Below are 24,350 nucleotides of genomic sequence, written 5' to 3' on the forward strand. Positions count from 1 at the left end.
TCGCCACGGGTGGGCAGGACCGGCGGCGAGCGAACAGCGACCCATTCGAAGCGGGTATCCGGATAGCAAGTTAGTGGTAGGCATCAGCGCGCGATTGCATGAGCACTACACCCATTGCCTTTCTTGCCGCGCGGCAGTTGCGGCTGAACAATGGTTAATAAGATATTCGCAGAATGCTGAGATGATGACAGCCGAAACTCCGGATATTCACCCCGTCCGTCGCGGAATCGTCGCCAGGCTCCTGGGTGGCGACTCCCCAACGATCGCCACCCGCAATACGACCTGTTCGGGCGCTGCCTCTCGGGCCGGCTGGCCGAGCACCAAATGGCGTCCCCATCGGATCGACGCCGATTTCGGCAGGTCGAACGATGCCGTTGCCGCTGCGCGGGCCACGCCAAGTGAGAAGGCCGATTGGCCAAACCTCCAGCCGGTGGGCGGCTGGCGCAAGAGAGCGCTGGACCTCGCAGTCGCATCGACGGCCATAATTTTGGCGCTGCCGTTGATGGCGGCGGTGGCATTGCTCATCAAGCTGGTCACTGGTGGACCGGTCCTCTTCGCCCACCGCCGCATCGGTTTCAATGGCCGGCCGTTCCGTTGCTACAAGTTTCGAACGATGGTCGAAAATGCGGAGCAGGTCCTGGAGGACTATCTAGCGTGCAATCCTCAGGCCGCAGATGAGTGGCGCGAGACGCAGAAGCTCAAATTCGATCCGCGCATTACCTTTCTCGGCCAAATGCTCAGAAAGTCGAGTCTTGATGAGCTCCCACAACTGGTCAACGTGCTTCGCGGTGAGATGAGCTGCGTCGGTCCTCGCCCCATCGTAGCAAACGAGCTCGTCCGGTATGGTTCCGCCGCGGACGAGTATCTGCAGACCCGCCCTGGCATCACTGGCCTTTGGCAGATAAGCGGTAGAAGCGGCGTGGACTACGCTCGTCGGGTTGCACTGGACGCAGAGTATGTGCGGAACTGGTCCATCTGGAGCGACTTCATCATTCTGGCCTGGACCGCAGTGGCGGTAATGCGCTTCGATCAAGCATCGTAGTCGGCGGCCTTATCGCAGATGGCGACTGGCGGCCGACCGGTGCAATAGAGCAGCAAGAAAAAGTCCAACCAGATAAGTGCCCTGCAACGTGAGAACCAGGTACAACGTTGTCAGGAACGTGCGCTGGCCCGAAAACCCCAAAAGCTGCGCGGTGGCTATGCTCGCTATCGCGATCACACAGGAAGCGGCAAGCAGCGTGGATCCCCTGAAGAGAATGCCGATAAGCGCGCCGGCCGCTCCGACTACGAGGAAGATCCAGGTCACAAGCAATCTCCTTGGATATTGCCGAGGAAGGATACGTTACGCCAGAAAAGCAGAGTCGCTCAGACTTGTGAACGCACCGCGCCAGGTTACGCATGATTTTTGCCGGCTCGCCGTTCTGGGCGGCGCGGCTCTGGGCAGCGCGCTTGTGTGCTTTTAGCTGTCACCGCGAGGACGCTATGGACCGGCATACCCCCCAAAGACGGCGATCCGGTGGTGTGCTGGAATTTGACCGCTGGCCCCACGAGGCGTCTCGATATGTCCGGGATCGAGGGGAAAAGAGGGGATTGTCGGGACTGCAATGTCGACTGGACTGCCCCTACGGATCGCCATGGCGCCGGGGCCCCTGGATGTGGAGCCTCAACAGGTTGTTCTCGGTGAGACCGAGTTTGCTGATGGGTGTCTTTGCATTTGAACCGCCGCGGCCGGTGCCAATTTTTAGTGATGGAGCCAGCGTGGCAACTCGGCGGCGCGCCGGTCCGGATTTGGATAGGCGACGGCATAGGCTCACTCTCCGAGGGCGGTCGCCGCGCGCCGGCCGAGCAAACACTCCGCTCCGCTTTAACAGGAAAAGCTTTAGCGCCTTAGGGTAATGCCATAGTTCGCCAGCTTGCCTATCGGCACGAAATCGGAACCGATATACGGAAAGCAAGCTGCGTCGACCCAAAGACTTGCAGCGTCGTTAGTGTGTCCGGTGTGTCCTGAACGAACGGCGCTGCAATGGCGATCCGCACAGTAATCTGGATCGCCGCTCTAGTTCACTGGATATTCGGTTGGGCCGACGTCGTTTGCCCGAACGATACATCAGGGCTGTTGGAAACTGCCGGATCGAGACCTGTGTCCCCAAAGTCCTCCAGGTCGGGCATGGGAATCTCCACCCTGAGGGTGTCTCCTGGCATGAGCGCGCTCGTCTCGGTGGCCGGCAATGTTTCGCTGCGTCCGCCCGTGCTTCGGACGATCGTATAGACAGGCTTGGCCCTCGCGGCCTCCCTTGCGCGCGCCAGAAGGCGGGGCGCGGAAACTTCTGACTCATGGAGCAGTTCGACAGCGGTCTCTGCCCTGCGAGCCAACGTGTCAAGCTCCGCTTGTGTCTGGCGCAGTTCCACCGTGACTTCATTCTTGTAGCGGTTGCGAAGCTCCAGAATGGCGATCTCCGTCCTGCTGACCTCTTGGCGTGCGCGAAGCAGGCCCGTCTCAGCCGTCAGCCGTTCGCTTTGATACTGTGTGAGCGCGCGGTCCAGGTTCAGTTCTCTGGGAGCGGCGGCGAGTCCTTTTGAGACCAGCTTTGACACGTCTGCCAGTTCTTTCTGGATGGACGCGATCTGTCGATCGTGGAAGACGAGCTGGTCGTCCAGTGATCCGAGCTCCTTCTGCAGGAACTCGCGAAGAGTTTCCAGAGCGCGAATCTGGGTGCGCTGCCCTTCGCGTCGCGCCTTCAATATCGAGCGCTCCTGTTCCATGAGGAGCGCGACTGCGCGATCTTCCTTGCGTGAAACCAGGCTGTTTGGAAACCGGATATCCTCAGCTTCCTTGAGTTCGGCTTCCAGTCGTGCCTTACGCGCAAGCAGATTGATTTTCTCCAACCCGAAAAGGCCGACATCTCCACGGCCCTGAATCACCTCGCGCTCGAACCTCGCAATATTCTCTTCCCTGGTCCGCAACCCTCCGGCGATGCTCAGCGCCTGGAGAACCGTAAGTTTCGGTCTGTAAGGGAACTCCCCCGGCTGCATCACATGACCGACGATATAAAAGGGACGGTACTGAACGACTTCGACGGCAGCGTCAGGGCGTCTCCCGAGACCCATATTGCGCATCAACTGATCGCCGATCGCAGCGGCAAGCGCGTTTGGCGAAAGCCCCGCCGCACGGACTTCGCCGGCAAAGGGCAGCGACAGCGACCCGCCCGCGCTTACTGTGAATTCATCGTTCAAGGCGATCCATTCGAAAATGACGTCGAGCGAGGCGCGCCATTCGTAGACCTTGATGCGCACCTTGTCCTGCGGTCCGAGAATGTATTCATCCTTGTCAAGGGCGACGGCCGGTCCGCTCAGGACAGCTACGGCAAACGCCAGGATCAGCTGACCGAGGACGCGCCCCGTGGGTTTCGAAAACTGGCGGACTCTTGCGATCAAGCGTTTAGAGCAAGGCATCATTTGGCCTCCGAAGGGGCGATACTCTGGATGTATTCGGGTTCGATGCGGCCCATCATCACATGCGCGAGCGCTGTGAGATTGCCGCGCAGGCGTCCCCGCCGGTCGACATATGGCTCCGGCCATATGCTGCGCAGGATGTTGGCGCCTATGTTGCGAATGACTAGCCGCAGCGCAAAGCTTGCCGGCACCGTCCCCTTTCGGATCAGATAGATCGGGTTGACGATCTGGGAGTAGCCGAAGCGCTCACCGCTGACGCGGCCGGCCTTGAGCCCAAGATGAACGCCACGGAGCGTGCTCAGTCCGACCACTCGACCAAACCGTCTCAACTGACTGGTAAAATCGATGTCTTCCTGCCAACCGTAGAGGACCAGTCGCTCATCAAAGCGCAGCTCGCCGATGAGCTTCGCTCGTATCGACATGTTGCAACCATAGGCGCCGATATGATCCGTGATTTTCAGCTCGACGGGAGGCTGTGCCCGCTCGGCGGCTAGAATTTGCAGTCCCTCCTCGAAGCGGAGCCCGGCTGTTCGAGCGCCGTCCTTGACGACGTGCCCCATGACCACAGCCCAATCCTGGTGTTCCTGAAAAGCCTGCTCGAGAAGTCGCAGGTAATCATCCTGCGGGATGAAATCGTCGTCAAAGAAAGTCACCACATCGAAGCGCCCGCTGGCCTGCTCGAGCGCTTGATTGCGCTGTGCGCACAATCCGCTCCTTCCCAAGACCAGGGAGACTGGGAAACGATCCGTCTCATGGAGCTGGACATGCGTCTCGTCGGGAACCGAGACGATTACCTCATCGGGCAGCCGTTCCTGCCGTTCCAGGTGGTCCAAGAGACGGGCAAGTTGCTCTTTCCGACCGAAGGTCGCTATGACCACGACCAATCTCATCGATCACTCGCTCTCCAAAATCCAGCGCAAAGGGGTCCTCTTGCAGCCCCGGCTCGCTGCCATCCTAGGCTGGCGGTGGCACTCACACAGCCTGTGAATAAGGCTATCGAGGCGCCGTTAAGTGATCCATGAGAAGTAGCAGCCTATGCCTTTGGACTATGTCTGCTGCAGGGCACAAAATCGGGTACGCCCGATTGCCAGCTTGTGCGCTTTCGCCTCCGAACTCAGACTGGGCCTCACTGCAGAGCCGCAGTTGCATGGAGACTGAAGGCGACTGCATGTTCCCGAAATCGTCTCAGGAAAGCATGCAACAAATTCAAAGAGCTAAGAGCCTGTGCGTGCGTGAAGAGGCAGGAAGCGGAGTTCCCATATGCACCATTTGCGCCGGGCCGAACTGGCAACGATAACTCGCTTGAGGGGCCCACGGAGACGCGCTTCGAGCGAGTTGCCGCTCGCCCTGACGGCTCGCAATGCGAAGATCGCCGTCGTACATGATTGGTGCCCTAATTTTCGTGGCGGCGAGCGCGTGCTTGCACGCATATGCAAACTGTTCCCGAATGCCGAGGTGTTCACCCTCTTCGATTTCCTGCCGAAGGACGTCAAGCAGCAGTATTTTGAGGACGTCGCATTTCACGCCTCGGCCGCGAACCGGCTGCCGTTAGTGCAGCGATACTATCGCTCCCTCTTTTTCCTTTGCCCCTTCCTGATCGAGCAGTTCGATGTCACCGGTTATGATGCGGTCATCTCGTCGTCCGCTGCCTTTGCGCGGGGGGTGCTGACACGGCCAGACCAGCCGCATTTGTGCTACGTGCATAGTCCCATTCGATACGCCTGGGACGAGCAGTTCTCCTATCTGGAACAGGGTCACCTCGGTTTCGGTCCAAAGGGCCTGCTCTTCCGCTATATGTTGCATAAACTCAGGACCTGGGACACCCGAACCGCTCACGGGCCCGACCTCATGCTGGCCAACTCGAGCTATGTCCGTTCCCGGATCGGGCGCATCTACGGTCGGCAGGCGGAAGTCGTCTATCCGCCGGTCGCCCTGGACGAGCTCGAATTCGTTGCCGGCAAGGACGACTATTACGTCACGGCCTCCTTCCTCGCTCCCTACAAACGGACGGACCTCGTCATCCAGGCGTTCAACGAGATGCCTGATCGGCGATTGGTCATCGTCGGCGAAGGGCAACAGTCGCAGAGTCTCCGGGCCATGGCCCGCTCCAATATAGTCTTCACCGGATATCTGCCGCGGCGCGATTACGTGAGGACCGTTGCCAAGGCCAAGGCGATGGTTTTTGGGGGATGCGAGGATTTCGGCATAGCTCTGGCGGAGGCCCAAGCCTGTGGCACGCCGCTAATCGCCTTCGGCCGCGGCGGCGCCTGCGACATCGTGCAGCCGTTTGGCGAAACCGAGGATCCGACTGGTATCCTCTTCGAGCGCCAGTCGATGGCCTCGCTGAAGGCAGCCGTTGAGCTGTTCGAGGAGAACCAACCGGCCATCACACCGCAGGCATGCCGGGCCAATGCGGCGAGGTTTTCGGAAGAGCGCTTCGATCTTGCGATTCTGAAGGCACTTGCGGCGACTCTCGCCATGCATGTCAGCCGATAGCGCTTCTGACCGGTTCACGTGAGGCTGTGGACAATCCGTCGAGGACGGCCATCGCTTCGAGATATCGGCCAGCCGAAACCTTCCACTGGTAGTTTGACGCTCTCACCCGGCCGCGACGGATCATCGTCTCCCGCAGTGCCGGCATGTTGCGCACACGCATGAAGCGGTCGAACCAGGCTTCGGCGTCGTCGGGCGAAGCGTAGAGAGCCGCTCCGGCACAGATTTCCGGCAAGCTCGCCCGGTTCGACACGACCACGGGACAACCGGCGGCCATGGCTTCGAGCGGAGGCAGGCCGAAGCCCTCGGTGAAAGAGGGAAACGCAAGGCACAGACAGTCCTGCAGCAACGCCGCCAGCTCCTGATCCGACAACCGGCCCAGCCACACCACGTTGCCGGCCGGCACCTGCCGGCGAGTCGCCTTGAAAACGCGGGCGTCGGACATGCCGACGACCGCAATCCGTAACCCGACAGCGGCAAGCCTTTCGGCCATGCCGATGATCAGCCTGGTGTTCTTGTGAGGGATCGCGCTTCCGATGACAACGATTGTGTCCGGCCCTGCAACCTCCCGAGTCCTCTGAGAATGCGCCGGGGTCCACGAAGCCGTATGCTCGTGACCATTTGGGATAACTACGATCTTCTCGGGTCTGCAGATACGATACCGGATAAGTTCCCCAGCTGAATAGTGGGAGACGGTCGCGACGGTTGCGACAGTCCGTCCAAGTACGGGAAGTAAGGTGCCGTAGAGCAGCCGGAACGGCAGCGAATAGCTCTGCGGATAGGTTCGCGTGTTTACGTCGTGGATGCACAGGATCTGTTTGCGAATGCTCAATGGGCCGGTATTACAGAAGCTGAGGAGGCCACCTCGAACGCGTGCTGCAAGAGCTGTCTGCTCCCAAAGATGGCCCCGCATCGGAGCAACGACGCGACTGGAAATCGCTTTCAACGGCGGAATTTCCGTATCCGGCGGCACAAGCAACTCAACCCTCGGCCGGTCACCCGAGGCTGGCACTGCAACGAGCAGTTCGTCGAGAGCGCGCGTGATCTCGAGAGCGTATCGCTGAACGCCCGTAAGCGGCTGCGCCAAAAAGCGTCCGTTAATCGTCCAGGAGCGTTCCATAGTCCGCCATCGCACGCATCTCAGGTGATCAAAGCGTAGCGCAAACGAACGGCGTTCGCCTCCTGATCATGCTCAGCCCTTGGGGGAAGGGCCAAACATCCGCTTGGCCGTGCCGGCGCAGAAGAAAGCGAACATTCGGTCGAATGGCTGAGCACTTCATCATCCTTAGTGTAAGACTCCCCGCCTTCGGATAAGTCCGGCCGAAGGCCAGGCGATCATCCCGTTATGCGGCCGCCCAGGTTACTTCAAAGGGCTTTGTTTCGAAAACGATGCTGTCGAGATAGTTTTTGAGGCGTAAGACTGAGAACGGAAGCCGGCAGCATCGAATGGGACTACGGCAGGCTCTGCCTCGCGCCCCTCAGATTGCTGCATCGACGGTGGAGTAGACAGCATGACCGAAGTTGATGGCATTGGTCCTGTGCAGCACCCCCACCCCGCGCGATTTCCGTCTTCGTATCAGCCACGGCAGACAGGCCACGAGAAGGAGCCTGCTTCCGCGGCTGCCGTGCCCATCAGCCGTCGAGATTGGACCATCAACGGGGATTTCCTTGCTTTGCGGCCGACTGGCGTTGCTCGCTATGCTCGGGAAGTGACCCTGGCGCTCGATCAACTGATGACGGAGCGCCATCCGCTGACACATGGGCTTCGCCTTTCCATCGTGTCGCCCCTTCAATCGCCCGGCGACTTCCGTTTGCGATCAATTCCAATGCGCATCGTGCAGGAATACAACCGACCCCGTCTGCCGCAGTTCTGGGTGCAGGCGCAATTGCCGTTTCATGTGAACGGCGGATTATTGAGCTTCTGCAATCTCGCGCCGGTTTTCGTCCGAAGACAAATCGTCTGCATTCACGATCTTCACACGAGACTGATGCCGCAGAGTTACGGCCGAGGATTTCGTTGGGTACACAGGCTGATGCTTCCGGCGCTGGGCCGAAGAGCGGCAGCGGTCACCACCGTATCGAACTTTTCGCGGGATCACATTACGGCGTTTCGCGTGGCGCCCTTCGAAAAGATTGCCGTCACCTACAACGGAAGCGAGCATGTCAAGCGCTGGAATCCAGAGCTATCCACGATCGAGTTCGGAGAGCGACCTTTCGTTTTCTGCCTCGGCCAGACCCAGAAATACAAGAACGCGGAACTTCTCGTGCAGCTTGCTCCGGCCTTGGACCGAATGGGGCTTGATCTCTACATCGCCGGAGATCTGGACGCTGCTTTATTGGAACGATTTCTTCCAGAAAAGCACGCGAACCTGCGACTGTTGGGCCGCATCAGTGACGACGATTTGGCCAAGGCGCTGTCGCATGCACTTTGCTTCCTCTTCCCCTCCCGTATCGAGGGTTTCGGAATTCCGGCCGTCGAGGCCATGACGCTCGGCTGTCCCCTCATTGCTTCGACTTCCCCCTCTCTTCCGGAGGTTTGTGGGGATGCCGCCCTTTACGCCGATCCCAATGATCGCGAGTCTTGGATCTCTGCTATTCGCCGCATCTACAGAGACGACTCGCTGCGACAGCACCTGGTGGAGAAGGGCGTCGCGCGGGCGAAAACCTTCTCCTGGCGCAGAATTGCCGAGCTATATCTGCGCCTGATGGCGGATATCGACGCCCGCCAGGGGCTTCCCACTGCAAGTGACTCAATCGGGAGCTAAGGACAAAGACAGTCTCCTGGTCGGTGCTCGGCCAGAAGGCTCGCGCCTTTCGGGTTTCTCGTCCCGCCGTTACAGCGCCGCGCGTCTTTTCAGTCGCGTAAAGGTTGCCGTAACTCTTTGAACCTGCGCCTTGAGCTTTGCGAAAATCGGTTCCGATTTTTCGGGCGAAGCGTCGCTAGCCACCAGATGAAAGTTTCACCGGCGCCATGCCAGGAGCTGAGTAGCCTTTCTCCTTGTCATCGATGACCAGAACCCAGTCATTCTCCCGCTGCGGCTCGCCGGGCGGATCGAATGTCCGGGTGCCGGCGTTCGGGAATTCGCCAATGAGCGTAGCCGTCCCCTTCCTCGGATCGAACCACCACGCCACTACAGTGCTTCCGCTGATCTTTCCCAGATTGACGCTGAAGGTCCTGCCCGTCGCCGCATAGATGAAGGCGAAGTCGTCCCCCCGGGTTGCGCGGATGTGATCCGCGCCCGAGAGGGCGTCCTGCACGAGGGACTGGTCGGGGATCCGACTGAGCATAGGACGGGAGAGCATGAGGCTGCGCACATGCTTCATGTCCCAGGCCCCCGGTAAGTCCATGGCATCGTACCAGTAGTAGCGAAGAGGACCTGAGGGATTGCGGCCGGGCTCATACATCTGCCACACGCCACGGTTGCCGTAGGTATGACCATGGCCACCGGCAAACAGACCCCAATAGGCAGCCTGCCGGTTATCGTAGTCGTTGAACCAGCCGTTCTTCGGATCATAGCCGACCGAGTGATCCTCGTAGCGGTTTTCTGCATCCATGGTCGGCTTCGGCGGTAGCCGGTGATAGTCCGCCGTGATCTGCTGGTAGTTGGCGATATCGCGGAACCCGTGGCCGGACTGGAGCATGTTGAAGTCGAGCCACGGGTCGTCATGGAACCAGTTCGAAGAGCTGGTGCTGCCGCGGGCGTGAAACGTCATGAGATGGGTACGGGCTTCCGCCTCCTTTATGCCCGCGGCCATCTCACGGAACGTGTCTGCTTCGATGTGGTGATGGGGCTCGCCTCCCAGGGCTGCCCGGACTTGCCTCTTGATGCTGGCCGCCACCTCGCGGACAGACATCTCCTGCCGATCGATGCTGGTGTCGCCGCCGAGCACCCAAATGATGTTTCGCCGCCCGCCATAACGCTCTCCGAGAAAGCGCCCATAGGCGCGGGCGTTCGACTTATTCACGAGCCCGGCCCGGTAATGATCCCACCAGGCGGGGATCAGACCGACGTAGATCCCTTTCGATTCGGCCAGGCCCACAAGATGGTCCACGTGGTCCCAGTAATCGTATTGTTCCGGATCACTCGGATCGGAGCCCGGTGTTACGGCGGGGCGGGTGACGTCCTTGTCTGTGAAGGGGAGATCACCATAGGGATTGGGAACGCCGAAGGGGTTCTTATAGTAGATGGAATCCAAAATACCGGTGACAGGGCCGGAGATGACAGTGAAACCCTGCTGACGACGCTTCTCAAGCAGCCGCTCAGCGTCCTCGCGCCTGGCTCGGTGGAAGAAATTCCAGTTTGTGTCGCTCAGATAAAAGAACGGCTTGCCGTCCGCATGGACGAGAAACCGCTTGTTGTCGGAGACCCTGAGGTCGCCATGGGAGAAATCCCACGACGGACCCTCATGAGCTGCCTGTTGTGCAGCCGCGCTCATCGTCAGCAGCAAGGCAGAACAGAACACTGCGACGTTTGCTCTTATCCACATACTTTCGCTACTCCGAGATCAACACCCTAGCTCATGCCGGCGGGTCGAGGTTGGTGAAGGGACTGGCACAGGCCGAGCCCGGCTGCGGGCTCGCGTAGACGATCGGCTGGGCTTTGGGGTCCTTGACCAGAAAGAAGTTCGAGTTGATGAGGAAATGCGTCAGCATGTAACGTGCCGGGGGCTGGAACCGGTCATGGACCGCCGCCATGGTGCCGCCGCCGAAGCCGATGTTGAAGAACCACGGCTTCTCATCCTTGTTGCGAACGTACGAATGCTCGCAATCGAAGTCGCTGTTCCGGCGGTTCTCGAGCTGCCAGCCGTGGTCATGGTAGGAGTCCATTCCAGCACAGCACGCGATGGCCTGGAAAACGCTTCAGGTAGCCGTGCAGGAAAAACATCGAGCCGAAGCCGGTCCCCCCTATAACCAGATCATAGCCATCATTGATGGCATCGGGTTCAATCAGTGGCATCTCGGCCTCGCTTCGGCGATCTCAGCGGAACCGAGGCCGCGAGCGGCGTCGTTGGATGCTCAGATGGCTTCATCAGAGGTCCCCTCACTAACGTGCGGCCGGCGCTCAATGGCATGCTGACGAGATTACGCTGCACTCACCAGTTGCCTTTTTAGGCAGCCTGCTCAGCCATAAGAATCATCAAGTGCAACTGTCGGTCCCGCATGCGGCCGGAGATGTATGACATACCCCGTTTGGCGGCGGTTACGTCCCGGCGAACAAGCGGAAGGTTCCGGTCTGCTTCGGATCAGTGACGGTCGAGCCAGCGATGAAAGGCGTACTTAAGCCGCGGCTTGCACGGGCGGCCGCGGCCAGCTGATTTGGACGTCAGTGCCAATTCGCTGCGTTGGGAAACGACGCGTTATCCGGGTAGACGGTGATGCAGCCATACTCCGAAGTGCGAAGTTCCCGCCTGCTATCGTCGTTGCTAGTCTTGGAACGTCGCATCTCTGGTCAAGACCATGGACAACTCGATAGGCAATGAGCGCATGGAGACTCTGCGAACCGGGTCGGTCGCACCTTTGTTGATCGACAATTCGCTATCGATATTGAACAGGACCGGGGCTTACTACATCGCCAAGGATCTTTGCCAAGAGTTTGTTCCGGAATACGCGCGGGTCCGATATTGGCGGCTGCGCTCAAGACCTCCCGAGGGACTGATCCGGAAGATCGTCGCCCGGATGATGATGCTCGAAATCAACTGGCTGAAGGACAGCGAGTTTTGTCTCATCGACAACCGAGATGGCGATCGCAGCATCAGAGTCTTCTTTGATCCGCTCTACGTCATGAGATCGGTTTTGACAGAAAGTGACATCGTCCTCTGCCACGATGTCGGCCCGTTGACACATAGCAAGCTCTATGACTCCAGTACCGCCGAGAATTATCGCATCGCTTACGAGAAAATTCGCCGGCAGCGGCCGGGCGTCGTGTTTGTCAGCGAATGGTCGAAGCGCAACTTTACCTCGCTTTACGGATCGGATTTCCGCTTTTTGAAAACGATACCCCTCTATGTCCGTACCGAACTGTTCGACGGGCCAATGGAGGCTATTTCCGGTGTCGACGGCCCGTTCTTCCTCACGGTTGGGGCGTTCGAAACCCGCAAGAACCAGATGGCCGCACTCAAGGCTTATCGAGACGGCGGATTCCATGCGCTGGGAGTAAAGTATGTCCTGTGTGGACCGCGAGGCGACGGCCACAAGCAGATTATCGAGTTCGCGAGAACAATACCTGGCGTTGTGGTGCTCGGATATGTGCCGGACAGTCGGCTGCGCTGGCTCTACGCGCATGCCGAAGCTTTCCTCCTGCCTAGCCTCCTTGAGGGATTCGGGATGCCCGCCCTGGAGGCTGCGTATATGGGGCTGTTGCCGATCATATCCGAGCAAAGCGCGTTGGTCGAAGCAGTGAGCGGCGTCTGCGTGGAAGTGCCGCCAGAAGATCCGCAGGCGATCAGCCGCGCACTGCGCTCCGCCCTGTTCCGGAGTTCGCAAGAGAAAGAGAATACCGGCAGTCTGCTGCGCGAGCTGGCGTCGCGCGCAACGAAGCAGCGGTTTCTGAGCCAGTGGAAGGATTTGCTGCTGAGGCCTTCGGAAGCGCCCGTGCGCTCCCCACATCCAGGCCCCTTGAGGCTATCACGGGCGTAGAAAATATCATTAGTCGGCGCCCCCGGCGCCGCCCGCCTTATCAAACGCGCCAATGTCCGCTGTTCACTTTGAATTGCTGCATGTCTTTGTCCTTGAACCCAGGTCTATTCAAGGAGTTATGCAGTAAGTTCGCGGCCGCTCGTCGATCCTCAGGCCGGCCTTTTTTGTGGAGACCCTTCTCGAGGAAACCGAGCGCCTTGACGGTCGAGATTTCCGCGGCTGGCGCAGCCACCGTCGGCGGCCGCAACTTGGCCAATGGGGTTGGCTCAACTGCGGGAACGGGCGTAATGCTCGCGAATGGCATTGACTATCTCGGCAGCGCTGGTGCAACTACGCAGCCCCTGCTGCCTGCCCGCCTTCTGTAGCGTGGTCACCGCATCCTTCAGCAGGCCCCTGATTTCCTTTGCAGACAGGAGTTCGGCTGCTTCCAGCTCGAGCAACAGAGATTCCGTGATGTGCAAAGCAGCAAGCGCGATCGCCTTCGGCTTGGCCTTCAGGACTTTGGGACGCCGTTGCGCCGTTTGTCCGTTGGTGGATTTTTTCCTCGCCATCGCCAAGCATCGCTGAGCCACAGTCGCGGCCATTGCCCCTGTGACGTCATGCAGCCCGTCGCGGGGCGCATGAGGTCGCAGTGGCGTCGGCTGCGCTGCAGTCGCGGTCCGGGGTCGACGTCACACTAGGCCTAAGCCTTGTTCAGCTCGCCTCAGAACCACGGGAGTTTGAATACGAAATTGAGTTGGAACCTGCGGAACGCTGCGTCGTTTCCGTCACTGCAACAGCCCCTCGCCAACAACATTAGCCCATTTCGGTCGAGACTCCCAAGGGGGGCGGGATACTGAATTCGCATTAGCTCTGATTGGCAATCTTCCGTGGTGTCCTACGCGATGTATTATGCAAACGTAGAGAAAGGGGGTGCCTCGCAAATGACGTTTGCGTCTCACGCATTTCCCCGGGTGTTGGAAACGTCAATATTCCGGATCGGGCTCGACGACAGTGACAAGGCCCATCTCGGTTCTCTTGGCTTCATCCTGAGGCGTTACCCCCCGCATGCCGTGATCAGCCGGCAGGGAGACGGGGAGGATCGCATCTTCGTCATTCATTCCGGTTGGAGCTGCATCTCCACCGATTTGGCCGACGGAGAGCGGCAGATCCTGGATTTTCCGCAAAAAGGCGAGTTTGTCGCCTCGCGAGCGTTTGAGGGCGAAGCTCCGGAATCATTTACTGCTCAGACCGAACTCATGGTCTTCGAGGCGCCGGCCAAGGCGTTTGTCGCAGGTCTCGCCCATTCTCCGAGCCTTGCCGGGGTGCTGCTTGGCGCCGTCGCGCGGCAAAGGGCCATACTGGTTCAGCATCTGACGAATCTTGGCCGGAGAAGCGCATTGATCCGCACCGCACATTTGCTCCTTGAACTGGGAGTACGCCTCGAAAAGGCCAATGCAGCGAAAAAATATGGGTTCGAATGTCCCCTGACTCAATATGATCTGGCAGACGCCCTGGGCTTGACTGCTATCCACGTCAATCGAATGCTGCGCGAGCTGCGGGAGCGGGGATACCTGGAGTTTCGGCATGGCTCCGTGCATTTCCTGAACAGGGAGGGTCTCGAGCATTTCGCAGAGTTCGATGCGGGATATCTCCGTTTGCCTGGCGAGACATGATCCAAGGCGTATAAGAGTATATTTGGGCTAAGCCCAAAGCATTAATGCCTCCCGTACTCGGGATAAAAAATAGCACCTTTTGTCGCCCGAGCTAATAAATAGCATTATTCAAATTTATAATCGTTGATAGAGCACCAAAAATTCATCGGTTCTTAACTTAGATTAATGGCGGCCGGTCCGGCAGGCTATACTCTTGGACCTATAGTCGCGACCGGCGTCTTTGCGGGCGTTGATCGCAAAAGTTGTGTTCTCATGGTGTGTGACGTGAGCACGGAGTTCAGTCGCGTACCCCTGTTTTGATTTTGCGCCCGAATATTGCTGTGGCGGGGAGTGTGTATCATGCATTCAGTGGCCCGATCTCACAATGATACCGCACTTACATATGATCCTCTGAACAGCCTTTCCGAGAAGGCCATCAGCGACATACGTCCGGGAGCAGACTCGGCTCTGCTCCTTTTGGACAATCGAACGCTCGACAGGGAATGTTTGGCCCAATGCCTCGTCTCGCACGGGATAGGCATGGAGGTTTTGGCATTCGGTTCGATCGAAGAATGGCGGCGGGACGAGGATTTCCACCCACGCATGGCCGCAGTCCTCGTAAACATTGGTGGCCGGAAAGCCACCGAGCAATGCATCGCCGCCGAAATAACGACGCTGGTGACGGAGTTTCGGCCGACCCCTGTCGTGGTTCTGTCCGACAATGATGAGCTGGCGCAAATCTTCAAGGCTTTGGAGTGTGGGGCGAGGGGATATATCCCCTCTTCCACCGGCTTCGACGTGTGCGTGGAGGCTATCAACCTGGCGCGTGCCGGGGGCATATTCGTTCCTGCGAGCAGTGTTCTCGCAACACGTCGGGTCACCGAGCCCGGCAGAGAGGCTGCCCGTCCCATGGCAGGCATGTTCACGGAGCGCCAGGAACAGGTCATTCAAGCGCTCAGGCGCGGCAAGGCAAACAAGATTATCGCCTATGAGCTCAATCTTCGCGAGAGCACCGTAAAGGTCCATATCCGGAATATCATGAAAAAGTTGAAAGCCACCAACAGGACCGAGGTGGCCTACAAGCTCAGCGAGATGTTTCCTGTCGAGATCGGAGCACTGGATTAGCCAGAACTGCCGCAATCGCGGCTTGTCGATCGTTCCAGCAACCAGCAGTGCGCGAGGTAATGCAGGTGAATTTTGCTCGTATCGAACCAGGATTGGCTTTTGCGCCGGTCAAAGAGACGAAGTCCGACAGGTTTGCGATCGAGACCAGCGCGCTGATCAGCGTGACTGGGTTTCGGGAGTATGACGCGCGGTGGTGGTTCGGCCGGCCGGATGGCGGTAAGGCGCCGGAATTGAACCTGATGGGCGTGCAAGCCTTGGGAATGGGCCTGGGCACTTTCATCCGCCGGTCCGGCATTGGGCCGGAGATCGTCACCGGCCATGACTTCCGCGCCTATTCGCTTGGCATCAAGCTGGCATTGATCTGCGGACTGATGGCCGCAGGCGCACGGGTCAAGGACATCGGCCTGGCGCTTTCGCCGATGGCATACTTTGCGCAATTCGCTCTTGACGTGCCCTCGGTTGCCATGGTGACGGCCTCGCACAATGAGAACGGCTGGACCGGCGTGAAGATGGGCATGGCTCGGCCGGTGACCTTCGGTCCGGCCGAAATGGCTGAACTGCGAAGGATTGTGCTCGAAGGCGATTTCGACCTGACCGGTGGCGGGGCCTATGACTTCGTCCCCGATTTCCGCGAACGCTACATCGACGATCTCACCCTCGGCCGACGTATCGGCCGTAAGCTCAAGGTGGTGGCGGCCTGCGGTAACGGCACGGCAGGCGCATTCGCGCCCGAAGTCCTTGAGCGGATAGGCTGCGAGGTTGTTCCGCTCGACTGCGAGCTCGACTATTCCTTCCCTCGCTACAATCCGAATCCCGAGGATTTGGAGATGCTCCATGCCATCCGCGACAAAGTGCTGGAAAGCGGCGCCGATGTCGGACTGGGTTTCGACGGCGACGGCGACCGTTGTGGTGTGGTCGACAACGAGGGCAGGGAGATTTTCGCCGACAAGGTCGGCGTGATGCTGGCGCGGGATTTCTCCGCCTTGCATCCGGGTTCCGAGTTCGTGGTCGATGTCAAGTCAACCGGACTGTTTGCGACCGATCCGGTGCTGCAGGCCAATGGCGCCCGCACGGACTATTGGAAGACCGGCCATTCCTACATCAAGCGAAGGGTTGCTGAGCTCGGTGCCATTGCCGGTTTTGAGAAATCGGGGCACTTCTTCTTCAATCCGCCGCTCGGGCGCGGGTATGACGATGGGCTGATCACTGCGATCGCCATCTGCGAAATGCTCGACCGCAATCCCGACAGAAGCATGGCGGAGCTGTACAGGGCGCTGCCTATGACCTGGGGCTCGCCGACCATGTCGCCGCATTGCGGCGATGAGGTGAAGTATGCGGTGGTCGAGCGCGTCGTGGAGCGGTTCCGAACGATGCAGCGGGACGGGTTGCCGGTCGCGGGCCAGAAAATCACCGACCTCGTCACCGTCAACGGCGTGCGTGTGGTGACCGAGGATGGCACCTGGGGACTCGTGCGGGCCTCCTCGAACAAGCCTGAACTGGTGGTGGTGGTGGAGAGCCCGGTTTCGGAAGAGCGGCAGCGTGCCATGTTCGAGGCGGTCGATCATGTCCTCCGGGAGAATGCAGAGGTCGGCCCCTATAACCAGACGTTCTAGAGGGCATTGCAGTCAAATGGAATCCACCTGACGTCGCGAAATGCGACCCAAGAAAAAAAAGGTGGAGCGGCGGAGACAGGTGCGTGAGACCGAGATCTCCATCCGCAAAGCGGTATGCACAAGGGCAAGAGCGGAGAACGAAAGAATGGCGGAACGGATCTCCTGCTTCGTGATGAGCGGTGGCGTGGGATCGCGGCTTTGGCCGCTGTCGCGCGAGGATAATCCCAAACAATTCCATGACCTTGCCGGCCACGGCTCGATGCTGGCCGGCACTGTGCGGCGACTGAAAGCCAGGCCGGCCGGGGAAGCGCCGATCCATCTCATTGCATCCGAACGCCATGCCGAGCGCGTGCGGGCCGATATGACCGGCATCGACCTGGCGGGCGGTCGCGCCATCTTCGAGCCCGCGGCTCGCAATACCGCCGCCGCGGTGGCAGTGGCAGCCCTCGAGACGATTGCGACCTACGGCGACGGGCTCGTGCTAGTCGTTCCTTCGGATCACGAGATTTCCACCGACAAGCAGTTCTGGGAAACAGTGGAAAAAGGCATCCCGGCCGCCCGGGCCGGCAAGCTAGTCGTCTTCGGCATACCTCCGGCCCATCCGGAGACCGGCTATGGTTATATTGAGGCGACAGGGGAGGGCGACGTCCGCGACGTCGCGCGCTTTGTCGAAAAGCCCGACCTGGAGACGGCAAGGACCTATCTCGCGGCCGGGACCTTCTTTTGGAACGCGGGCATATTCCTGTTCCGCGCCGGCGTCATGCGCGAGGCGTTCCGCAGATATCAGCCCACCATATGGGAAAGGGCAGAGAGGGCCTTCGTGGCGGCGGTGAGCAATGTTTCGGGCACTTATCTGCCGCACGGCCTCTATTCGGCTATCCCTTCTGTTTCGATCGATTATGCCATCATGGAGCATGCCAGCGGCATTGCCATGGTGCCTGCGAGCTTCCGTTGGAGCGATCTGGGCTCCTGGCAGTCTTTGCTCGACATCAGTTCGACCGACGTCAACGGCAATGTAGCGGTCGGCGACGTCGTGGCCATTGACTGCGAGCATTCCTACCTCCGCAGCCAGGGCAGACTGCTCTCCGTGATCGGGCTCAAGGACGTCGCGATCGTCGCGACGGCCGACGCGACGTTCGTGGCGCCCGTGGCGAAAAGCCAGGAGGTCAAGCGCATCGTCGAACAATTGGAAAAGAGTGGGAGGCTTGAGACCAAGTTCACGCCGGCCTACGACCGGGTGCTGCTGCCCGGTGCCTGGCGGCAACGCGTCGCTCATTGGCTCTTTGAGGAGACGCTCCCGTTATGGTCGACTGCCGGCGTCGACGAGCGGCACGGCGGTTTCCACGAGGCTCTGAGCTTCGAGGCCGTGCCAATCATGAAGCCGAAACGCATGCGCACCATGGCGCGGCAGGTCTACGCCTTTTCCGTGGCCAAGCTGCGCGGCTGGAACGGCGATGCAGACCGGCTCATCGCGCATGGTATCGAATTCATGCAAAAAGGCCGCACGAAACGGGGCGGCTGGGCGCGGGTGCAGCACGTCGACGGCACGATCGCGGACGGCTGCGAGGATGCCTACGATCATGCCTGCGTGCTGCTGGCGCTCGCCCAAGCACACCAGGCCGGCAACCCGGACGCTTTGCGGCTCGGCGAGGAGACCTTCGCCTTCCTCGACGCGCACCTCGAGGACGAGCGTCTGACCGGATTCCTGGAGACCTCCGAGGGCACCGAACTACGCCGCACCAACCCGCACATGCACCTGCTAGAGGCTTTCCTGGCTTGGCATGCGGCCACTGGCGAACGCGCGTATTTGCGCCGCGCCGCCAGCATCATCGAGTTGTTCCGCAGTCATTTCTTCGACGCGGAAAGCTGGACGCTCGGCGAGTATTTCGACAATGCCTGGAAACCGGCTTCCGGAGAAAAGGGCGAGTGGACGGAACCCGGTCATCACTTCGAATGGGCCTCGCTGCTGGTCGAGTTCGCCGCAAAGAGCAGGCAGACGGATCTGATTGCCTTTGCCCGCAAGCTCTATGCCTCTGCGATCGCCAACGGGCTAAACCGCTCGACCGGACTGGCCTATGGTGCCGTGTCGCGCTCCGCCCTCCCGCTCGATCTCATCTCGCGCAGTTGGCCGCAGGCCGAGGCGGTCAAGGCCGCGATCGCGCTTGAAGGCACGGGCGGGCCGGATCTCAAACCGGAGATCGAGGCGCGAGTGGGACACCTGTTCCGTTGGCATGTGGACCCGGCTCCGCTCGGCATGTGGATCGACCGCATCGACGAAAAAGGCCGCGTCGTCGCCAGCGAAGTGCCGGCTTCCATCTTCTACCATCTTGTTACCGCGCTCATGCAGTATCTCGACAAGACAGAAGGGGCGGCAGTCGTCTACCAGTTACCGGCGGCCCCCGACCGCGCTTCTGCCGTCAAGTCTTCAGATTTCAAGGCAACCGCATGAAGTGGCAGGCCAATGTACGCGAGATGGTGCTGTGGTGCACCCGCCGCGATGCGCAGCTCATGTCGCTGCGCCAGCTGGCGCACTTCTTGGGCGACCAAGGCAAAGCCCGTGCCGCCGCGCGCGCCGTTCTCAACCGGCATTCGGGCCGTGCTGCTGCGGAGGCAGCTCGTCCGGCCTGATCACTGGTGTCTTGCCGACATCAGGGGCCGGTTCCACCAGGTCGGGGTCACCGGCTCTAGGCGGCTTCAGGACGCCGTTGCATTCCTCGAGCTTTTGCGCAAGCGCCTGAGGGTCGATACCCGGCTCTGCCCGGCAGCGTTCTGCCGGGGTGGCAGTATCGGCGCCTTGGGAGAGTGCTGCCGCTGGAACTAGTACGGAGATTGCCAGCAGCGAGGTCGCGGCAAAAATTCCTACTCTCATCTCACGCTCCTTGGCTCCAGGTGGCCTCAAGGTCGCCTGAGTGTCTTCGTGTTAAGGTAACCAACACGGAACCGTTCTGTTCCTTCCCTCCAAGGCCCTCGGTCGACGATCGGAACCTATTGCCATTAAGCTCGTTAGCGCTTGAGAATGGGAGTGGACAATGCCGCGCCAAGGAAAAACGCACGAGCCAAACCTCACCCGGACGACCGGCAGCGAGACGAGCCATGAGCGCCGGAAGGCACGTCCGGAAACGGGGGATCTGACCGACCCGAAAGAGGTATGGAAGGATTCCGAGACGACCCCGCAGCCAAAGCCGCAACGCAGGTCGGACATAGCCGGAAAACGCGTTGCAGACGCGGGAGACCTGAAAGCCGGCGAGCCTTCGCCCTACGATATCGAGGTGCAAGCGGATCGCGTCGCCGAGCAGACGAAGCGTGATCGCCCCACGACCAAGCGGAAGCGCTAGGGGGTAGTGGTGCGCCGTCGTCCGCATCCCGTTTCTGACTGGTTGGAAGCGCCCGCTTAAGATGTCGCCGAGGGCCCGACCAGTCACCGCGATAGAAGCGCCACGTACAACAGCGAGGAGCGATGAAAATGCTTTGGAGCGCATCCGACATCATGGGCTGTGGCATCGACGCGACCGACGGCTCGATCGGCAATGTGGGTGATCTGCTTTTCGATGATCAGAGCTGGACCGTTCGATGGTTGGCGGTGAAGACGGGTGTGGTGTTCACTGGACGTGAGGTGCTGTTGCCGCCGGCGGCTATTCTATCAGCAGATTCCATCGGGCGTCTGATCTCGGTCAACGTGACGAAGCAGCAGGTCAGGGACAGCCCGGAGATCGACTTCGATGCACCCGTCTCCCGTCAGCATGAAAGCAGCATCTACGACCATTATGGTTGGGACCCGTATTGGGGACCGCATACCTATTTCGCGCTGGGCAGAGCTCCCGTCGTGCCCACACCGCCCCCCGAATCTGAGGCGGGGCCCGAACGGGTCGCCTCCGAAGCACGAGATGAAGGCGATCCCCATCTCCGTTCCGCTAAGGAAGTGACCGGCTATTACGTGCACGCCACGAATGGCGACATCGGTCATCTGGAAGACCTGGTCGTCGACACCGATGCATGGGCGATCCGCTACATCGCCGTCGACACTGTGAATTGGTGGCCGGGCAAGACGGTGTTGATTTCGCCGACCGCGCTGACGGCCGTGAGTTCGTCGACGCGGACCGTTAACGTCGATCTGACGCGAGAGCGAATCCGCGGTGCCCCGGAATATCTTCCCGGCAAATCGATCGACCGGATCTGGGAAACGCAGTATCACGACTACTACGGCTATTCTCATTACTGGTCATAACGCCCCCTTCACCCGGCGCATTTCTGCGAGACGCGCAAGGGAAGCTTCGCCGGTGCCGAGGAAAGACTCTGCCGGGCGGTCGATATGGACGTCCACCGTTCTCGGCACCACGGGAAACGCATTGAACGAATAACCCGCCCAAACGGCACAGTGCCCGCCAGATGGCGGGCACCTTCGATGATAAAAGGGGGACTTGTTTGTCGCTCCAGTCTGTGCAGGAGCGACAACTATTTAATTCGGCGGGTGGCTGGTTTGTTCCGTGGCTTGCCCCGATCGGGCGGGAATATTCGAGGCGGCTTTCGTGTCCGGTACCCCCGAGACCGCGGGCAACCGGAGAACCGAAATCTGCTCGGACACAATGTGCCTATATCCGCCCCATCAGCACAAGAATGAGGAGTACCACGACCAGAACTCCCAAGAGACCCGAGGGACCATAGCCCCAGTTTGTCGAGTACGGCCAAGTCGGGACCGCCGCCACCAGAAGTATGATCAGAATGATGAGTAGTATGGTACCCATGTTGCGCTCTCCTTTGAGCAATCATTACTCTCAAACGTTGACACGAATTGCATCTCTAACCCTATAGCAGCGAGGTTTGTTCCCCTGTCGCCTTGCAGGCAATTTCCGCTTGCAACGCAGCCGCCGCGCACCGCCGATCTCGCCGCGATCTCCGGGAGCGGGTGCGTCAGAGCACAATGCCGCCGGCCATGATCGCGAGCACGAGAAATACGAGGAATATCGCCAAGGCTATGTAGAACAGGATTTTGGCGATCCCGGCGGTCGCCGCCGAAATTCCGGAGAAGCCGAGGAGACCGGCGACTAGCGAAATCACAAAGAATATCAGAGCCCACTTCAACATTGTGACACCTGTGATCGGGAGGGATTTGAAGGAACATAGGGTTGTCGCGCGAGGTGGCCAGCACCCCGGGGCCGCGGAGACGGCACGAGCACCCAATTTCGGTGTGAGCGGCGGGTCGCGTGCGGACAGAACTTTCCCTCGCGGACGGTTTTCGGGCCAAACGACGCGGAAAATTTGAGCCGGCCGGTACTCTGGTGCGCAGCAATTCGAAAGATTGGCTCGGAATCCGTTCGAGGGGAACCAATCGGCTGGGACAGCGTTACACGGGCTCTTCACAAGCAGGAGGGAAATCAATGCCAGAGAAAAAGACGCTCGAGACGCTTTTCTATGAAACGCTCAGGGACATCTATTACGCCGAGCGGCAGATTTTGAAGGCGCTACCGAAGATGGCCCGGGCCGCTCAGTCTCCCGATTGCAAGGCGGCGTTTGAAAAGCACAAGGAACAAACCGAGACTCATGTCGAGCGGCTGCAGCAGGTCTTCGACATGATCGGCAAACGGGCCCAAGGCAAGACATGCGAGGCCATTAATGGGCTCATCGCCGAAGCCGACGAGATCGCCGAGGAATTCAAGGGCTCCCCCGCTATCGATGCCGGCCTGATTTCGGCGGCGCAATCGGTCGAGCATTACGAGATCTCGCGTTATGGCACCCTTAAAACCTGGGCATCACAGCTGGGGATGAAGGAAGCTGAATCTCTGCTCGACGCGACCTTGCAGGAAGAGGGAGAGACCGACAAGGCGCTCACCAAGCTTGCCGTCGCGGCCGCGAACCAGAAGGCAAAGGCAGCCTGACCGCGCCATATCGTTGCCGGTGGCCAAACCGGCCTTTTTGGTGGTCACCGGCAAGCCGCATCTTCCTCCCGTGGAACAGGTTTCCTTTTGCGTGGTTCTACGGCGGTGCAGCACATCCGCCACGGATGGCGTGAACAGGAGAGTTTTCGATGAGCGAAGCGACGGCAACAGACGATCATGAAGAAATCAGGCGTTGGGTGGAGGCACGCAAGGGCCGGCCGTCCCGAGTCAAGCAGGCATCATCTGACGGCGGCCTCCTTCGCATCGATTTCGGCGAGGAGGACGAGCGGCTGGAACAGATCTCCTGGGAAGAGTTCTTCCGCATTTTCGACGAGAACAAGTTGCTGTTCCTCCACCAGGACAGGACGGCCGACGGTAGTCTCAGCCGTTTCAACAAATTTATCGATCGCCAATAGCGAGGAACCATCCATGGGCCGCGGTGCTCCGCCCGCCGTGCGGTTGAAGGCTCTCCTCTCCCGATCACGAATACTCGCAGAAGATGGGCATGCCTGACCCCCAAACCAATGCCGAGGCCACCGAACCGCCCGGGGCGCGGAGACTTGACCGCAACATCCGCGCAATCCTGCAACAACGGGAGGACGAGGAGCGGAACAGGAACCTCCAGGATCGAGTTTCGGAGCGTATCACGAACTTCGCGGGTTCGTGGAAATTCATCTTGCTGCACGTCTTTCTGTACGGAATCTGGATCGGGGTGAATCTCGGGCTGCTCCCGATAGTGCCCGTTTTCGATCCGACCTTCGCGACGCTCGCCATGGTCGCCTCGGTGGAGGCGATCTTCATCACCACGTTCATCCTGATCACCCAGAACCGGATGGCCGCGAACGACGCCAAGCGTGCGGATCTGAACCTCCAGGTATCGCTGCTCGCGGAGCAGGAGGCGACACAATTGCTGACGCTCACTTTAGCGATTGCGGAGCGCCTGGACGTGAGGACGGATGTCAATGACGCTATTCACGAACTCGCGACGGAAATCACGCCTGAACAGGTTCTCGATCGGTTGGAAGAGCGGGAGGCCGATCGAAGCGACCATTAACCGACTTCGATCTTAAAAGATTGCAGCGCTTTCAGCCGACAGCCGCCTTCTCGCGCCTGATGCGACGCGCTGCGACCGGGCGGATCACCTCGACAGCCCGCACGCATCGAGCAGGAAAGCCGCTGCGCCGCTCCAGATGACGGCCGGCAGCGACAGCAGGATCAACAACCGTTCAACGCGGACTGAAAAGACGTGATTGTCCCGGTCCGGCGTTTGGTAACGTAGCATATGCGCGAGCCGGCCAGGAAAGAAGAGCGCCAGACATAACAACAATATGGCCCCAAGCGTTACCAGAACCACCAAGGTCCGGATGAGAGCCGAGGGCGCGACGGAGCCGCTTCCGACGACGCAGGTCACCGACTGGACGCCGTAGACGAGGAGGAGATGGCCCGCCCACAGGATCGGCCCCGCCAACAGGAATAGAATTGCGCTGACGGTTGGTGCTTCCTTCGCAGGCTCTTTCATCGC

General features: G+C 59.9%; 25 protein-coding genes and 1 pseudogene. 13 read left to right on the forward strand and 13 right to left on the reverse strand.

Annotated features, from left to right (window positions below):
• The first annotated feature begins 181 nt into the window (after positions 1–181).
• On the forward strand, positions 182–1,042 hold the full coding sequence (locus J2Z31_RS05600; protein WP_408022007.1) for a sugar transferase: 861 nt from the start codon (positions 182–184) through the stop codon (positions 1,040–1,042).
• 9 nt (positions 1,043–1,051) lie between these two features.
• Here the strand turns inward: J2Z31_RS05600 and J2Z31_RS05605 are convergent, their stop codons facing one another.
• The 4 genes and pseudogenes from J2Z31_RS05605 to J2Z31_RS05620 form a co-directional block, all read right to left on the reverse strand.
• Entirely contained in the window at positions 1,052–1,306 is a 255-nt protein-coding gene (locus J2Z31_RS05605; protein WP_209600867.1) for a hypothetical protein, read from the reverse strand.
• A gap of 316 nt (positions 1,307–1,622) precedes the next feature.
• Positions 1,623–1,810, reverse strand: a pseudogene (locus J2Z31_RS05610) (hypothetical protein); the annotation flags it as partial.
• Positions 1,811–2,061: 251 nt separating this feature from the next.
• Positions 2,062–3,453: a polysaccharide biosynthesis/export family protein gene (locus J2Z31_RS05615; protein WP_234939257.1), complete on the reverse strand. Its 1,392-nt coding sequence runs from the start codon at positions 3,451–3,453 to the stop codon at positions 2,062–2,064.
• Entirely contained in the window at positions 3,453–4,343 is an 891-nt protein-coding gene (locus tag J2Z31_RS05620; RefSeq protein WP_209600869.1) for a glycosyltransferase family 2 protein, read from the reverse strand. Before J2Z31_RS05620 ends, J2Z31_RS05615 begins: the two co-directional genes overlap by 1 nt.
• A gap of 370 nt (positions 4,344–4,713) precedes the next feature.
• On the opposite strand from J2Z31_RS05620, the gene J2Z31_RS05625 reads away from it, so the two are divergent.
• Positions 4,714–5,949 (forward strand): glycosyltransferase family 4 protein, encoded by a 1,236-nt coding sequence (locus J2Z31_RS05625; protein WP_209600870.1) that lies wholly within the window; start codon positions 4,714–4,716, stop codon positions 5,947–5,949.
• Here the strand turns inward: J2Z31_RS05625 and J2Z31_RS05630 are convergent.
• The gene (locus J2Z31_RS05630) at positions 5,939–7,066 is read right to left on the reverse strand and encodes a glycosyltransferase family 4 protein (RefSeq protein ID WP_209600871.1); all 1,128 of its coding nucleotides are present in this window, start codon (positions 7,064–7,066) and stop codon (positions 5,939–5,941) included. The two genes, J2Z31_RS05625 and J2Z31_RS05630, sit on opposite strands and share 11 nt — an antisense overlap.
• 391 nt (positions 7,067–7,457) lie before the next feature.
• Between J2Z31_RS05630 and J2Z31_RS05635 the strand changes: the two genes are divergently transcribed.
• Positions 7,458–8,711 (forward strand): glycosyltransferase family 4 protein, encoded by a 1,254-nt coding sequence (locus tag J2Z31_RS05635; RefSeq protein ID WP_209600872.1) that lies wholly within the window; start codon positions 7,458–7,460, stop codon positions 8,709–8,711.
• 175 nt (positions 8,712–8,886) lie between these two features.
• Here J2Z31_RS05635 and J2Z31_RS05640 read toward each other — a convergent pair whose 3' ends face one another.
• The 3 genes from J2Z31_RS05640 to J2Z31_RS05650 are packed head-to-tail and all read right to left on the reverse strand — an operon-like array spanning position 8,887 to position 10,904.
• Complete coding sequence (locus tag J2Z31_RS05640) at positions 8,887–10,434, reverse strand: glycoside hydrolase family 140 protein (protein WP_209600873.1); 1,548 nt, start codon at positions 10,432–10,434, stop codon at positions 8,887–8,889.
• A gap of 31 nt (positions 10,435–10,465) precedes the next feature.
• Positions 10,466–10,774 (reverse strand): hypothetical protein, encoded by a 309-nt coding sequence (locus tag J2Z31_RS05645; protein WP_209600874.1) that lies wholly within the window; start codon positions 10,772–10,774, stop codon positions 10,466–10,468.
• The gene (locus J2Z31_RS05650) at positions 10,758–10,904 is read right to left on the reverse strand and encodes a hypothetical protein (RefSeq protein ID WP_209600875.1); all 147 of its coding nucleotides are present in this window, start codon (positions 10,902–10,904) and stop codon (positions 10,758–10,760) included. Before J2Z31_RS05650 ends, J2Z31_RS05645 begins: the two co-directional genes overlap by 17 nt.
• A gap of 500 nt (positions 10,905–11,404) precedes the next feature.
• On the opposite strand from J2Z31_RS05650, the gene J2Z31_RS05655 reads away from it, so the two are divergent.
• Positions 11,405–12,583 carry a glycosyltransferase gene (locus tag J2Z31_RS05655; RefSeq protein WP_234939258.1) on the forward strand — a complete coding sequence of 393 codons (1,179 nt, stop codon included), beginning with the start codon at positions 11,405–11,407 and terminating at the stop codon, positions 12,581–12,583.
• 266 nt (positions 12,584–12,849) lie between these two features.
• Here the strand turns inward: J2Z31_RS05655 and J2Z31_RS05660 are convergent, their stop codons facing one another.
• Entirely contained in the window at positions 12,850–13,167 is a 318-nt protein-coding gene (locus tag J2Z31_RS05660; RefSeq protein WP_209600876.1) for a hypothetical protein, read from the reverse strand.
• Between the two features lie 288 nt (positions 13,168–13,455).
• Here J2Z31_RS05660 and J2Z31_RS05665 point away from each other — a divergent pair, with 288 nt between their 5' ends.
• The 4 genes from J2Z31_RS05665 (at position 13,456) to J2Z31_RS05680 (ending at position 19,404) form a co-directional block, all read left to right on the forward strand.
• Positions 13,456–14,238 carry a Crp/Fnr family transcriptional regulator gene (locus J2Z31_RS05665; RefSeq protein WP_328243198.1) on the forward strand — a complete coding sequence of 261 codons (783 nt, stop codon included), beginning with the start codon at positions 13,456–13,458 and terminating at the stop codon, positions 14,236–14,238.
• Positions 14,239–14,577: 339 nt separating this feature from the next.
• Positions 14,578–15,342 carry a response regulator transcription factor gene (locus tag J2Z31_RS05670; protein ID WP_209600877.1) on the forward strand — a complete coding sequence of 255 codons (765 nt, stop codon included), beginning with the start codon at positions 14,578–14,580 and terminating at the stop codon, positions 15,340–15,342.
• A 65-nt stretch (positions 15,343–15,407) separates the two neighbouring features.
• The gene (locus J2Z31_RS05675) at positions 15,408–16,955 is read left to right on the forward strand and encodes a phosphomannomutase/phosphoglucomutase (RefSeq protein ID WP_408022008.1); all 1,548 of its coding nucleotides are present in this window, start codon (positions 15,408–15,410) and stop codon (positions 16,953–16,955) included.
• Positions 16,956–17,100: 145 nt separating this feature from the next.
• The gene (locus J2Z31_RS05680) at positions 17,101–19,404 is read left to right on the forward strand and encodes an AGE family epimerase/isomerase (protein ID WP_209600879.1); all 2,304 of its coding nucleotides are present in this window, start codon (positions 17,101–17,103) and stop codon (positions 19,402–19,404) included.
• Positions 19,405–19,533: 129 nt separating this feature from the next.
• Here J2Z31_RS05680 and J2Z31_RS05685 read toward each other — a convergent pair whose 3' ends face one another.
• Positions 19,534–19,824: a hypothetical protein gene (locus J2Z31_RS05685; RefSeq protein ID WP_209600880.1), complete on the reverse strand. Its 291-nt coding sequence runs from the start codon at positions 19,822–19,824 to the stop codon at positions 19,534–19,536.
• 160 nt (positions 19,825–19,984) lie between these two features.
• Here J2Z31_RS05685 and J2Z31_RS05690 point away from each other — a divergent pair, with 160 nt between their 5' ends.
• The gene (locus J2Z31_RS05690) at positions 19,985–20,290 is read left to right on the forward strand and encodes a hypothetical protein (protein ID WP_209600881.1); all 306 of its coding nucleotides are present in this window, start codon (positions 19,985–19,987) and stop codon (positions 20,288–20,290) included.
• A gap of 128 nt (positions 20,291–20,418) precedes the next feature.
• A complete protein-coding gene (locus tag J2Z31_RS05695; RefSeq protein WP_209600882.1) occupies positions 20,419–21,180 on the forward strand; it encodes a PRC-barrel domain-containing protein in 762 nt (253 codons plus the stop codon).
• Positions 21,181–21,544: 364 nt separating this feature from the next.
• On the opposite strand, the gene J2Z31_RS05700 is transcribed toward J2Z31_RS05695, so the two are convergent.
• On the reverse strand, positions 21,545–21,697 hold the full coding sequence (locus J2Z31_RS05700; protein WP_209600883.1) for a DUF3309 family protein: 153 nt from the start codon (positions 21,695–21,697) through the stop codon (positions 21,545–21,547).
• A 166-nt stretch (positions 21,698–21,863) separates the two neighbouring features.
• Positions 21,864–22,037: a DUF1328 domain-containing protein gene (locus tag J2Z31_RS05705; RefSeq protein ID WP_209600884.1), complete on the reverse strand. Its 174-nt coding sequence runs from the start codon at positions 22,035–22,037 to the stop codon at positions 21,864–21,866.
• A 293-nt stretch (positions 22,038–22,330) separates the two neighbouring features.
• Here J2Z31_RS05705 and J2Z31_RS05710 point away from each other — a divergent pair, with 293 nt between their 5' ends.
• The 3 genes from J2Z31_RS05710 to J2Z31_RS05720 all read left to right on the forward strand — a co-directional run bounded on the left by J2Z31_RS05710 (position 22,331) and on the right by J2Z31_RS05720 (position 23,882).
• The gene (locus J2Z31_RS05710; protein WP_209600885.1) at positions 22,331–22,828 is read left to right on the forward strand and encodes a YciE/YciF ferroxidase family protein; all 498 of its coding nucleotides are present in this window, start codon (positions 22,331–22,333) and stop codon (positions 22,826–22,828) included.
• A 149-nt stretch (positions 22,829–22,977) separates the two neighbouring features.
• Positions 22,978–23,244, forward strand: a complete 267-nt coding sequence (locus tag J2Z31_RS05715; protein ID WP_209600886.1) for a hypothetical protein — start codon at positions 22,978–22,980, stop codon at positions 23,242–23,244.
• 83 nt (positions 23,245–23,327) lie between these two features.
• Positions 23,328–23,882 (forward strand): DUF1003 domain-containing protein, encoded by a 555-nt coding sequence (locus J2Z31_RS05720; RefSeq protein ID WP_209600887.1) that lies wholly within the window; start codon positions 23,328–23,330, stop codon positions 23,880–23,882.
• 84 nt (positions 23,883–23,966) lie between these two features.
• Here the strand turns inward: J2Z31_RS05720 and J2Z31_RS05725 are convergent, their stop codons facing one another.
• Positions 23,967–24,347: a hypothetical protein gene (locus J2Z31_RS05725; protein ID WP_209600888.1), complete on the reverse strand. Its 381-nt coding sequence runs from the start codon at positions 24,345–24,347 to the stop codon at positions 23,967–23,969.
• Positions 24,348–24,350 lie beyond the last annotated feature (3 nt).

The organism is Sinorhizobium kostiense (assembly GCF_017874595.1).
GTDB lineage: Bacteria > Pseudomonadota > Alphaproteobacteria > Rhizobiales > Rhizobiaceae > Sinorhizobium > Sinorhizobium kostiense.